Annotated in this window: 7 protein-coding genes and 2 pseudogenes; 3 read left to right on the forward strand and 6 right to left on the reverse strand. The window is 62.8% G+C overall.

The genetic code is table 11. The features are described from left to right. Positions 1–79 precede the first annotated feature (79 nt). Together AMD14_RS16720 and AMD14_RS16725 are read left to right on the forward strand one after the other, a co-directional pair. Entirely contained in the window at positions 80–961 is an 882-nt protein-coding gene (locus tag AMD14_RS16720) for an outer membrane protein assembly factor BamD (protein WP_005915798.1), read from the forward strand. A 286-nt stretch (positions 962–1,247) separates the two neighbouring features. After that, positions 1,248–2,225 carry a hypothetical protein gene (locus AMD14_RS16725; protein ID WP_015463514.1) on the forward strand — a complete coding sequence of 326 codons (978 nt, stop codon included), beginning with the start codon at positions 1,248–1,250 and terminating at the stop codon, positions 2,223–2,225. An 18-nt stretch (positions 2,226–2,243) separates the two neighbouring features. On the opposite strand, the gene AMD14_RS16730 is transcribed toward AMD14_RS16725, so the two are convergent. Then, entirely contained in the window at positions 2,244–3,884 is a 1,641-nt protein-coding gene (locus tag AMD14_RS16730) for an NAD+ synthase (RefSeq protein ID WP_005930977.1), read from the reverse strand. A 22-nt stretch (positions 3,885–3,906) separates the two neighbouring features. Further along, on the reverse strand, positions 3,907–4,254 hold the full coding sequence (locus tag AMD14_RS16735) for an endonuclease domain-containing protein (RefSeq protein ID WP_040107789.1): 348 nt from the start codon (positions 4,252–4,254) through the stop codon (positions 3,907–3,909). Positions 4,255–4,291: 37 nt separating this feature from the next. Here AMD14_RS16735 and AMD14_RS23810 point away from each other — a divergent pair. Next, a pseudogene (locus AMD14_RS23810) lies at positions 4,292–5,459 on the forward strand (IS3 family transposase). A 759-nt stretch (positions 5,460–6,218) separates the two neighbouring features. On the opposite strand, the gene avrXacE2 reads toward AMD14_RS23810, so the two are convergent. The 4 genes and pseudogenes from avrXacE2 to AMD14_RS16770 all read right to left on the reverse strand — a co-directional run bounded on the left by avrXacE2 (position 6,219) and on the right by AMD14_RS16770 (position 13,057). Then, positions 6,219–7,289: a type III secretion system effector avirulence protein AvrXacE2 gene (gene avrXacE2, locus AMD14_RS16755; RefSeq protein WP_011052114.1), complete on the reverse strand. Its 1,071-nt coding sequence runs from the start codon at positions 7,287–7,289 to the stop codon at positions 6,219–6,221. An 84-nt stretch (positions 7,290–7,373) separates the two neighbouring features. Next, entirely contained in the window at positions 7,374–8,651 is a 1,278-nt protein-coding gene (locus AMD14_RS16760; RefSeq protein WP_011052115.1) for a lytic murein transglycosylase, read from the reverse strand. Positions 8,652–8,783: 132 nt separating this feature from the next. Then, the gene (locus tag AMD14_RS16765) at positions 8,784–11,774 is read right to left on the reverse strand and encodes a Tn3 family transposase (protein WP_045720676.1); all 2,991 of its coding nucleotides are present in this window, start codon (positions 11,772–11,774) and stop codon (positions 8,784–8,786) included. An 8-nt stretch (positions 11,775–11,782) separates the two neighbouring features. Then, positions 11,783–13,057, reverse strand: a pseudogene (locus AMD14_RS16770) (site-specific integrase). Positions 13,058–13,194 lie beyond the last annotated feature (137 nt).

A 13,194-nucleotide genomic window follows, 5' to 3' on the forward strand; every position in this document is an offset into this window, starting at 1 on the left:
GGCGGCGGGAGTCAGTCGCCGGACAGGCCACTAGGCTATCATCGCGCTCTCGTTTTCCTGATGCGTCCTGCCCAGACCCATGATCCGACGGTCCACGTTTTCCGCGCCTGCGCGCCTGATTGCCCTCATGCTGGTCATGGCGTTCGTCGTCACCGGCTGCCACCGCGGCGCCAAGGACAAGAATCCCGACGAGGGCATGCCGGTCGAGCAGCTCTACGGCAAGGGTCATAACCTGATGGAGAAAGGCAACTGGGCCGGCGCCGAAGCCAGCTACAAGCGCCTGATCGCCCAGTACCCCTATGGCCCGTACACCGAGCAGGCGATGATCGAAACCGCCTACGCCCAGTACAAGGCCGGCAAGCACGACGACGCCGTCTCCAGCGTCGACCGCTTCATCCGTACCTACCCGACCCACCGCAACATCTCCTATCTGTACTACCTGCGCGGGCTGGCCAACAGCAACCGCGACACGGTGTTCCTGCGCCGCGTATGGTCGCTGGACCCGAGCCGCCGCGACCTGTCTTCGCCGCAGCAGGCCTACAACGATTTCAATACCGTCACCGATCGCTACCCGAACAGCCGTTACGCCGCCGACGCACGCAAGCGCATGATCGAGTTGCGCGACATCTTCGCCCAGCATGAATTGGACAACGCGCTGTACTACCTGCGCCGCGATGCCTGGGTGTCGGCCGCCGGTCGTGCCAACTACCTGCTCGAAACCTATCCGCAGAGCGCCTTCCAGTACGACGCGGTCGCGGTGCTGGCAGAGGCCTACACGCACCTGGGCAACAAGACCTTGGCAGCCGACGCACGCCGCGTGCTGGAGCTCAACGACCCGCAGCACCCGTGGCTGACCGGCAACTGGCCGAAATACCCGTGGGCCATCCGCAAGCTCAACCCGTTTGCCGGCGAAAAATCCGCCGCGACCGGGCAAAGCAATTCGCAGATGAATCGCGACTGAGATATCAGGCGCAGCGCATGACCGAAGAGAGGCCGCAAGGCCTCTTTTTTGTTGCGGCGACGATGACGGCAGCACGGCAAGTGCAGTACCGACGACGACACGGCGGCGATTGCCGCCGCCGACGCACCTGCAGCCTTCAGTCGCTTCCCCTGCGCGCAGACGCATTGCCGGAGTCGCGCGCGTGCATCCTGGAACCGGTCCCAGGTCACCAAATGCCTCCGGGTCCCCTGTCTATACTCATCCCCAACCAGCTCCGACTCCTGCGAGCGCCAGCCAAGGAAGCCGCATGTCTCGTACCATCATCGCTTTGCTGCTCATGCTCTCGCTGGCTGCCGTGACCGTCAGCGCCACCGCAGCCCCCATCGTCTACGGCGTCAACGCGCACGACAGCCGTCCCGGCTACGCCATGACCCAGGCCGAGGCACGCTTCAAACTGCTGGCAGCGCGCAACCTGCGCAGCTATCGGTTCGATGTCGACCCGCGCGACTACGCAACGCTGGATGCGCTAGTTCCCTTGGCGCGCAAGTACGGCATCACCCTGCGCCCGATGGTCTACCCGATGTCGCGCGAGATCGGCTACCAGCTGGCACGCCGCTATGCGGCAGACATCAAGATCTGGGAAATCGGCAACGAACAGGATCTGGTGCGCGCCGAAGCCGATACCCGCATCGCCGCAATGACCACGATGTATCTGGGCATGCGCCAGGCTTCCGACGAACTGGGCGCAGGCCTGCGCTTCACCATCAACATCACCGCCTGCAATAGCGACGATCGCAGCGCCAACGCGCGCTGCCCGGGCGATCGCAACGGCTCGCTGTGGTTTTTGGCAAAAGCCAAGGCGGCCGGCTTCAACTTCGACCACATCAGCTTCCACTACTACGCGTTCTACCAGGATGCCGGCTATTGGACGGACTTGTATCTGGGCCAGCTGCGCACTGCCGCACGTACCTACAACACCCCGGTGTTCTTCAACGAGCTGAACTGTGCGGAGATTTATACAGGCAGCACCACGGGGGGCACCGCAGGTGATCGGGGCTGTTACGACAGCCTGGCACAGCTGTTGCGCAACGTGCGTGACAACTACGCCGACGTGGTGGCCGAGGTGAATGTCTATGAATTACTGGACCAGGCCACCATCCAGGGGCCTGAAGGCCATTTTGGCCTGATGTACGACCTGGCCCGACCAAAACCGCCCCTGGATCTGCTCACGCGGTTCGCCCAGCCGCCGGCCACCGCAGCGGCAGCCACTGCGTCAGCCGAGTGACCGGATTAGCCGTTCGCACTACTGCCCGCGATATCCGTTGGTGATCGGATAGCGCCGTTCGCGACCGAATGCACGCCGCGACACCTTGGGCCCGGGCGCGGACTGATGGCGCTTCCACTCGTTGAGCCGTACCAGGCGCAGCACATGCTCGACGGTATCGGCCGCGTAGCCTGCCGCAACGATGTCGTCGCGCGACTGCTCCTGATCGACGTAGCGATACAGGATGCCGTCGAGCACATCGTACGGCGGCAGCGAATCCTGGTCGGTCTGGTTGTCGCGCAACTCGGCCGACGGCGGGCGCGAGATCACCGCTGGCGGAATCACCGGCGCGCCGCCGACGGTGTTGCGCCATTTCGCCAGGCCGAACACCTCCGTCTTGTACAGGTCCTTGAGCGGCGCGTAGCCACCGCACATGTCGCCATAGATGGTGGCGTAACCCACTGCGTATTCGCTCTTGTTACCGGTGGTCAGCACCAGTCCGCCGAACTTGTTCGACAGCGCCATCAGGATCACGCCACGGCTGCGCGACTGCAGGTTTTCTTCGGTGATGTCCGGCTGTGTGCCTTCGAACATCGGCCCCAGCGCGCCGAGCAGGCCTTCGAAAGCCGGCTCGATCGCGATGGTCTCCAGCTTCACGCCCAGCGCGCGACATTGCTCGTCGGCCAGGTCGTTGGACAGATTGGCGGTGTAGCGCGACGGCAACCGCACGGCGGTCACGTTGTCGCCGCCCAGCGCATCCACCGCCATCGCCAACACCAGTGCCGAGTCGATGCCGCCAGACAAGCCCAGCCAGACCTTGCTGAAGCCGTTCTTGCGGCAATAGTCCTGCAGCCCGCGCACCACCGCGCGCCAGGCCAGCGCGTCCATGCTCTCGTCGCCGTCATCCACCCACACCACCGGAGTGAAGCTGCGCTCGCCGGCCGCGTAGTCCACCACCAGCCACTGGTCCACGAAGGCTGCAGCGGCGGGGTGCACGGTGCCGTCGCCATCGGCCACCACCGAGGCGCCATCGAACACCAGTGCATCCTGCCCGCCCACGACGTTGAGATAGGCAATCGCCGCCCCGCTCTCGCGGGTGCGTTCGGCCAGCAATGCATCGCGTTGCGCATGCTTGCCGCGCTCGTAGGGCGAGGCGTTAGGCACCAGCACCAACTCCGCGCCCGCCCGTACCGTGTTGGCCAACGGCTCGGCGAACCAGAGGTCTTCGCAGATCACCACGCCCACCCGCACGCCCTTGACCGTGACCACGCAGTTCTCGCCATCCGGGTCCACGTCGAAATAACGACGCTCGTCGAACACCGCATAGTTGGGCAATTCGCGCTTGCGGTAGGTGGCTTCGATCCGCCCGTCGCGCAACACGCTGGCGGCGTTGTAGACCACGCTGCCCGCGCTTTGCGGCCAGCCGACCACTGCCACGATGCCGCGCGTGGCGGCCGCAATCCGTGCCAGCGCCTGTTCGCAATGAGCGAGGAATCCCGGCCTTAACAGCAAGTCTTCCGGTGGATACCCGCTGATCGCCAACTCGGGAAACAGCACGATGTCGGCCTCGAACTCGTCGCGCGCCGCTGCGATGTACTCGATGATGCGATCGGTGTTCTGCGCTACGCCGCCGACCGGGAAGTCGAACTGGGCCATGGCGATGCGGAGGGTCTGGGACATATCGGCAGCCTTTTGCAGATTCCTACCGAACGCCGGAAGGAGGAGGAGAAAAGCGGGCAACGCACAGCCGTTGCACAATCGCGTCGCAGACAGCATCGGTGCGCGCCAGCACTTCATTATTCCAGAAGCGCAGCAACTGGAAGCCTTTTCGGTGCAGGAAGGCCTCGCGCACGGCATCGGAGGGCGCCTCCAGATGTTGGCTGCCGTCAAGTTCTACGATGAGCGCACGTTCCAGGCAGGCGAAATCGGCGACATACGGGCCGACCGGACACTGCCTGCGGAACTTGAATCCCAACAGACGCCGATCACGCAGGCGGTACCAAAGCAAACGCTCGGCAGCGGTCTGATACGCCCAGGATTTCCTAGACATCTCAAGGCCATGGAAAATGGCTGATTCGGAGGTGTCCATGAGCAGTAAGCGGTATACGGATGAGTTCAAGATCGAGGCGGTCCGGCAAGTGACCGATCGTGGGTTCAAGGTGGCAGAGGTCGCCGAGCGACTGGGTGTCACCACGCACAGCCTGTACGCTTGGCTGCGCAAGTTCGGCAAGCCCGGCGTAGTACAGCGCGCTGAGGCGGACCAGAGCGCCGAAGTCCGGCGGCTGAAGATCGAGTTGCGCCGGGTGACGGAGGAGCGCGACATCCTAAAAAAGGCCGCCGCGTACTTTGCCAAGGGGTAAAGGCAAAGTACCTCTTCATGCAAGTCCACCGCGAAGAATTCAGGGTGTGCGCGATGTGCCGGGTTTTGCGGGTGAACCGGGCTGGATACTACGCGTGGCTAAAGTCGCCCGACAGTGAACGCGCCAAGGAAGACGAACGCCTGCTGGGGCTGATCAAGCACCACTGGTTGGCCAGCGGCAGTGTCTATGGGCATCGCAAGATTGCCAAGGATCTACGCGATCTGGGTGAGCGTTGCAGTCGCCATCGGGTGCATCGATTGATGCGCACCGAGGGACTGCGTGCCCAGGTGGGCTATGGCCGCAAGCCGCGCTTCCATGGCGGAACGCCGTGCAAGGCGGCAGCCAACCTGCTGGATCGACAGTTCGACGTGACCGAGCCGGACACGGCCTGGGCGAGCGACTTCACCTTCATCCGTACGCATGAAGGCTGGATGTACCTGGCTGTGGTGATCGATCTGTTTTCCAGGCAGGTCGTCGGCTGGGCGATGCGCGATCGAGCCGATACCGAGTTGGTCGTGCAGGCCTTGCTGTCGGCGGTGTGGCGGCGCAAACCCAGCGCTGGTTGCCTGGTTCATTCGGACCAGGGGTCTGTCTACACCAGCGATGACTGGCGCAGTTTCCTGGCGTCCCATGGCTTGGTGTGCAGCATGAGTCGGCGTGGCAACTGCCACGAGCGCGAAGCCTGCCCTTGGGGCACAACGCACCGGTGGAGAGCTTCTTTGGTCTGCTCAAACGCGAGCGGATCAGGCGGCGGATCTACCCCACCAAGGACGCCGCACGCGCCGAGGTGTTCGACTACATCGAGATGTTCTACAACCCACAACGCCGTCATGGTTCAACTGGCGACCTGTCCCCTGTAGAGTTTGAACGGCGCTACGCGCAACGAGGGTCTTGAGTGTCTACGGAACCCTGGGCGTATCAAGCCTCCTCTAGCGCGTGGCCGTACTGGTCGTGGACGTGGCCCCGCCGATCATGACGCCTGCGGCGGCATCGACCCCATAGCAGCCTCGCACACCGACCTCCCCACATCTCCCGGATCCACATTCCACTGAATAACGTGGTGTTTACACACACGGCAGCACATTTACCCACGAGGTCCAGGCACGTTGTTTAGTTTTCAGCTGCGCCCGATCACTAGGCACAATTTCGCTAGTCCAAAGAGTTTTTCGCTTGGCGAAAGCAGGTTTACGCTTTTCGTGAGAAGTTAGCAGCCCGCACTCTCAAGTAGGAGTTCTTATATGGGATGCTTCAACGTCACAGGTGCCAGTGGGAAAGCGAGCGAATATGTTGTCGAGCAACACGCTGGTCGGACCACGAATGAGCAAGCGACGCAAGAGTCGGCGACTCATCGGGAGACACAGGGTGTATTGCAAGGATTGAAGAGGCAAAGCTCGATTAGGAGTCAGCCCGATACTGAAGATGATGTGCAGTTTGCCGTGTCGCAAGCGCGAGCGGGAGGGCGCTTCCGTCCCGGTCCGCTACCTAAGCAGAAGGAACTGATCGCGCCCAAGCCCGGTAATGAATAGATAGCGCTCAAAAGTGCCCGCAGGAGTTTGTGAAAAATGCTTGGCTCGACGTCCCCCGCCCTGAGTACCGGCTGGGTTTAGAGTCTTGGACTGATGTGACCCACCCGCATGGTTGGGTCCATCACCGGTTACTGGCTCTGCTCGCACAGCTGATATGCGGCAGCGGCAATGCCTTCGGCAGCTGCGCTTGCTGCTTTCTTGCCGAAACCCAGTGCGCATGCCGATTTGATGGACATCTTCTTCAAAGCCTTGCTGCTCTGCTCTGCCCGCGACAAGCCAAGCTCTGAAGAGTTGGTCAATGTAGCCAGACTTTGCCGAACCCGTCTACGAAACGCATCGCTTACCACAGGTTGCGGTTGCCAGACTTCCTCAGGCGCGCAATGGAACTCCTGGGCTTTCAGTCTCTTGAGGTGTGTTTCAGTCAGGGGGAGGCAGTTTTCCAGAAGATACTGCGCGCCTGCGGCCGTCTTGGCGGCAATATCATCTCCGTCCTTGGCATTCAAGGCCAAGCGTTCTTGGGTGTGTTGAGCATTTGCCGCAAATCTGCTGTCGGACGCAAACACCGCCGGTCCTTGAGCCCAAGGGTCTAGGACGATGGTCTTGTGATGTCCGTCCGGCACGCGCGACTCAGCCCAGTCATGGCCCTGATGGTTGTGCTGGACATAGTGGACGCTTTCTTCTGGCTGAAGCTTCTGTACATGTCGCATGGTTGCTACGGCAGCATATCCGGCGCAATGACCGCCCTGGACGAATTCAGATACGACCGCATGCCCCAGCGTCGGATTCGTGAGCATTGACGCCGGCGGCGCGGCGCGCACCAGATCGACAAACACATCATGTGCGGCCTGCGCATGTTGACTGGATGCGTGATCGCTGACGGCAATGTCGGTGGCGACGTTGCCGCGTCCGTATGGGAAGCGCGCCCGTGTCTCCTGCATCGTGTTGTTCGCCTTGTGCAGCCGAGGGATGTCCTGGGGCTCGACCGGATCCCCGATGACGGCTTTGCTCAGCAAGTAGCCGGCGAGGGAGATATCAGGATCGGAGAGCGACCCACCACGACGCCGACGCTTGGGCAAATCGCTCAACAGCCCATTTACGACACCCACAAAGGATTGCCGCGTCTGCGGCGGAAGGGGAGGCGCGTCCTCTTGGCGCGGCGAGTGCGGGGCGTTGTTTGTCGTTGAGATAGTGCAACCCATTTTTGAGATTCCCGCACCATTATTGATGGCCTTGCAGTACTTGTAAGTGGGTGAAGAATTGCAGCCTCCGACGTACATCCCCGATCAGGCGGCCCGCAGACGGGCCAGCAGCGACGTACTGGCGTAACCGTCCTGCGGCAATTGCTGGCTACGCTGGAATGCACGGATTCCCTGGCGAGTTTGCGCCCCCAGCACACCGTCGATGCCGCCCACGTCGAATCCCTTGTCGGTCAGCCTCTGCTGCAGCTCGGTGATCTGGGCCGTGCTATTGAGCGGCGGATCGTCTTTGGGCCAGGGTTGCTTGACCCCGGCCCTGCCCGCATAGCCGTCTGCCAGCAAGCCGACCGCCAGGGCATAGGCGGTGGAATTGTTGTAGCGCAGAATGCTGCGGAAGTTATCGAACACTAGGAAGGCCGGGCCGCGGTATCCGGTGGGCAACAACACCGATGCCAACTGCTGCGCCAGTGCGGGCGCAATCGGCCTGCGGGGCGCCACGCCCAGGCGCTGCCATTCGGCGACGGTCTTCTTGATCGTCAGGTCGGCCTGCGCGTAGTCGAAGCCGGCTGACAGCTGGACTTCCTGGCCCCAGGGAACAGCGCTGGTCCAATTGTTCTGCTTGAGATAATTCGCCGCAGAGCCCAAAGCGTCTGCCTTGGAATTCCAGACATCCCGCTTCTGGTCGCCATCCTCGTCGACGGCGTAGTCGCGATAGGTGCTCGGAATGAATTGCGTCTGTCCCATGGCGCCGGCCCACGAACCCACCAGTTGCGAGCGATCAATGCTTTTTTCCGTCTGCAGGATCTGCAGGGCCGCAAGCAGCTGCGTGTTGCCATACGTGGTGCGCCGTCCCTCATGGGCCAGTGTCGCCAGGGAGCGAATGACATAAAAGTCCCCGATCTGCTTGCCGTACCCGCTTTCCATGCTCCAGATGGCGGTCAGAATGCCCGGATCCACACCGTAGTGCTGCCGCAACTTCTCGAAGAGGGCGTGCTGGCTGATCAGCAGCTGCTGTCCTTCCTGGATGGCCGAAGGTGTGACACGCGCGTCGAGATAGTCCCATAGATACTGGGTGAATTCGGGTTGCCGCTGATCCAGTTCATGCACCGCTGGATCGGGTGTGACACCAGCCAATGCGTTATCCAGCGTGGTGGCTCCAATGCCGGCGGCAAGCGCGCGTTGGCGGAAGTCTGCCAGCCACTGTTCGAAGCTCGCAGTGGGTGCGGGATCCTGCTGTTGCCCACCGGCGTCGGTTGCGGAGGATGCGGTTGTTTCGGGAGCAATGGCTTGCGCTGCTACGCTGGTTGCGGCCACACAGACGCTGACACCGAGCGTTAAACGCAAAAGGCGCGAAGGCATGATCATGAGATACCCGAGGTGGTGGTTGAGCGGCCACTCTAGCCCTCCTGTTCCCAGGATGTAATTATTGCAGCTATGCGTTTTTGACCGCGATGGGCAAGCAGGAATTCGCCCGGTAAAAAAACAGCTGATTGCGTCCTAACGCGTGGTCGCCGCAAGAATTCTCCGCGAAAAATCGATTGGCTCGACCTGCCGCTTGAGGTCCAAGGTGTAGTCACCGAACCGGTTGATATGGCTGGTCCGATATGGCGACAGGCCGGCTAGCACTTCCGTGCTGATGTTTGAGCCCTCGTCCCGCAGCTGCGCCAACACGCGGGTCATCTGCTCCACGTTGTGCAGGCTGACCAGGTTGGGCACCAACTGGTTGTAACGCACGATCTTGCGCTGTTCGTGCTGGACGTTCTCGGCGATGATCCCTTCACCGCCGAAGAAGGCCGATTTGACGAAGCCGTTGAACTCCTCGCTCTTGTTGGTGGCGGCGTGGATGGTCTTGCGCACTTCGACATCGTCGATGTAGCGCAACAGGAACAGTGTGCGTACCGCCTTGCCCAGTTCGCGAAATGCCCAGTACAGCTTGTTCTTGCGGCTGTAGGTGCCGAGCCGGCGCAGGATGGTGGAAGCGGTGATCTTGCCCAGTTTGATCGAGATGGCGACCCGCAGCATGTCGTGCACGTGGGTCTCGATGAGTGTCCAGTCGATGCTGTCCCCGAACAGCGCCTGGATATTCTCGTAGGTCCGACCTGGCTCCGGCCGGGAAAACACCAGGTCCTTGATGTTGCGGATGCGCGGCATGAGGTTGATGCCCAGCAGATGCGCCAGCCCGAATACCGGGAAGCTCTGCGCCTGGGTGTCGCCGTGTACGGTGTCGGGCTGGATGTCGGACCGGTTGGCCAGCATCCCGTCGAGGATGTAGACCGCTTCGTGTATGCCACACGGGATGAAGTGGCTGAACAACGCGATGTACTTGTCGGACACATGGTAGTAACCGATGCCACCATAGCCGCCGTAGCGAATGTGGTATTCCGACAGTAGGTTCTGCTCGTACACGTTCCACTTCGTGCCGTCGGCCGAGGCGCTCTTGCCACTGCCCCAGTAGCCGGGTAACTCGAACTTGTTGTACATGTTGATCACCTGGACGATCGCCTTGTCGAGCGTTTCATCGGTGACGTACTTCAAGTTCAACCACGAGATCTGGCGCCGGCTGAAGCCCTTGACCGAACGCGCGGTCTGGGTCGGCCCCAGATTGCAGCCGTAGCAGAACAAGGTGGTGATCACGCGCCGCAGCAGATCGTCGACTCGCGCGTCGGTGCCGGCGATCGGGCGGAAGTGCACGTGCAGGTCCAGCCAGCGGGTGGTGTCGACCAGGACATCGACGATGCTGGTCGGCGGCAGCCGGTCGGTGATCGCGCTGTCCACTGTGGCGATGGCCTGGGTCACCTGTGCGCCCTGCAGGCGCTTGAGCACCAGCCGCCCGTCGAGCATGCTGGCGTGCAGGTTGTCCGAGAACCGAGCGTCCATGGCATCGGCCAATGTCGTCAGTTCGGTGCGCAGACCCTGCACGAAGTCAGCCGCGTCGGTGGCGATGCCCGAGACCTCGCCGTAGGCGTCCAGTTCCTGCGCGAGTGTCGCCTCGTCGACTAGTTGCTCGCGGTAGTCGTCGTAACGCTCGCCGTGCGGGATGTACAGGTCGCCGGATTTGAGTTCGTCCTTGATCTGCGCGAGCACCGCCAGTTCGAAGTACTTGCGATGGATCCAGCCGGGGCTGGCGGCGGCCAAGGCTTTGGGCATCACATGCTTGCGCCAGGCTGACGATAACCACGTCAGGTCGGTTGTAGCCACGCCCAGGCTAGCGGCGTCGATCGTCTCGCGGCGCTGACTGCGCAGCGCCAGGACAGCGCCGATCATGCGCTCCATGCTGGGGTCCTGGCTGGCGGCACCCAGGCCCATGATTTCCAGGCAGTTGAACAGCAGCGGACGCAACGTCCCATAGGGTGCCAGCAGGAATGGCAGATAGTTGCGGCCGGCGTAGGCCACGTGCTCGTCGCACTCAGCCGTCAGCAGAGCGATGTCGGCGACCAGCACGCCCGCGATCGCGCCCACACGCTCGGTGTCTGTGCCCTCGACCTGATAGGCCTGCAGGATCTCCCGGAGCTGGCCGATCAGGGCATCGGCCCGTTTGCTGTGTTCGAGCTGATAAGCGATCAGCTTTTGCTGCGCGGTGTTCTCCAGGTTCTGGATCAGGCGGATGAACAGGTCGGCCGCATCGTCGAGCGTCTTGCGATACTGGGAGCGGATGAAGATCGCGGCCAGCGCATAGCGCTTGATCGGGACCAGTTCGGCCAACTCGGCGGCATCGAGTGCGCGGGCCATCGCCCGGAATTGCTTGAGCTTAGGCACCGAGACATCGATCGGTGGCAGCTGCTCGGCCAGGATGCGCAGGCGCTGGATGTGCCGCAGGTAATGGCGCACTTCCTTGTTGGTTGGGCGTTTGGGCTCGCGCTTGAGCCTGTGCCAATCATTGTGGTGGCTGCCTGGTGGTGTCAGCAGCAGGTTATCGATCAGCGTCCGCATGGTCGGTGACAACGCATCGGCGATCTGGCGGTAGTGCGCCTCGTGGACATGTTCGCGGGCGGCGATCGCGGTGCGTCCGAGCGTGCTGAAGGCCGGCAACTCAAAGCGGTGATGCACCAGCTCTTCAAGCATCACGTTCACGATATCGGGCACGATGTGCTTGGTCTGCGCAGCCGTTTCAGCCACGGTGCCGAGCCAGTCTCGCCCAGCCGCATCGAGCGGACAGACGTTGAGGAACGCCCGCAGTTGGGCCAGATGCACGTGCTTGGCGCCGGAGGCGTCGTAGCTCGCCAACCGGTCGGCGGGCACGCGGCGCATTCCCAGCGTCTGAGCGACATGCTGCACGATACGTTCGGGCACCTCGATCAGGGTCGTGAAATAACCCAGGCGCTGGAACAGCTTCAGGTGCAGCAGCAGGGCCAGCCGTGTGGCCGGGCCGGTAGCGATGTTCCGGACGCACTGCAGCTCCACCGCAGTAGGCGTGTAGATATCCTGGAGCTCTTTGGCGGTGGGATCGGGCTTGAGGCGCGGGTAGGCGGTTTCGTGCAGCGTCGTCATGCTCAGGTTTAGTCCCAATGGCGCTCGCCCGCTTCATCGCGCAAGGCGACGGCGAGGAAGCACTGGTGGTTGTCGGCGATGCGGTGCATCTCGTCGAGCAGCATTGCGATGGTTTCTTCAAAGGCAGCCTCGTCAACGGCCGCGATCGCCAACCGGTAGCGCGTGCCGTCGGTGTTGAGTCGCTGCGCCTGATGCGGTTGCAGGCAGATTTGCTCGATCAGCCGATGCGCTTTGGCCAGTCCGCGCACACGCGAGTTGAAGCGCGTCAGGGTGACAGTCGCTTCGACCGCCGTGGTCGGCACTGGATCGGGAGCCGGCGCCGCCAGGGCCAGCAGCGGTGGTGTGGCTGGCGGCAGGCTCGCCTCAATGCGCTGGCGGGCGAACGGATCGGCCCCGTCGAGGTAGCGCATCGCCGACTGCACGTCGCGCCAGCCGACGTACTCCATCAGCGCCTTGACATCCCAGCCGTTGGCGTTGGCCCAGCCGGCAAAGCCGCGCCGCAGCGAGTGGCCGCTGTAGTCGTTGGGAGAACTCAGCCCCGCCTCACGGAAGATCCGCCGTAGCAGATGCACCAGGCTGTTGGGGTGGAGTGGCGCGGCGGCAATCCCGCCCCACTGGTTGACCGCGCGAAACAGTGGCCCCTCGTGGAGGGCGGCTGCCGCGACCCAGGTCATGGTGGCAGCCACCGGGCACCAGCGCGACAGTGCCGGGACCTTGTAGGTGGTGCCGGCGTGCTGGCGATCGCTCTTGCTGTGCGGCAGGAAGCAGGTCATGCCTTCGCCGGCCACCAACTCCAAATCCTGAACCTGGAGGCGAACCAGTTCGTCGCCGCGGAAACCGCGCCAAAAGCCCAGCAGTACAAAGGCGCGATCGCGCAGGTGCCGGAGCCGACCGGCCGCATCGTCACGCGTTCCGGCCGCAGTTGCGGCGCCATCGAGCCAATCCACGACCTGACCCAACTGCGTGAGCTGTAGTGGCGTGGCTCGCTTTTCCTGACTCGGATGCACCGTTTGGATGCCCTTGAGCACCTTGCGTACGACGGGCGCCCGCGTGGGGTCGGCGAAACCGTGCGCCTGGTGTCACTGGGCCAGTGCTGCGAGCCGGTGCCTGAGTGTGTTGAGCGCGAGTTGCCCGGCGTAGGCGGCCAAGTAGCGCGCCACCTGCTCTGCGGTCGCCGGCAGATGACCACCCCACTCGACCTCGAAATGGCGGGTCGCCGCGGCGTAAGCGCGTTGGGTGTTGGGTCGGGTGGCGGCTTCCAGGTACTGCCCAACGCTGATCATCGGCTCCTCCAGTCGCCCGATGGGCTGGGGTGTAACGGCCCGCGTGCGAGCCTAGCCGAAAAATCGGGATTAGGCGGGATAATTCAACATTATCCCGCGTGAGCTCAACGCCTATCGACGGTCCGTTTTAATGCGTT

Origin of the sequence: Xanthomonas citri pv. citri (assembly GCF_000961215.1) — a bacterium.
Classification (GTDB): domain Bacteria; phylum Pseudomonadota; class Gammaproteobacteria; order Xanthomonadales; family Xanthomonadaceae; genus Xanthomonas; species Xanthomonas cissicola.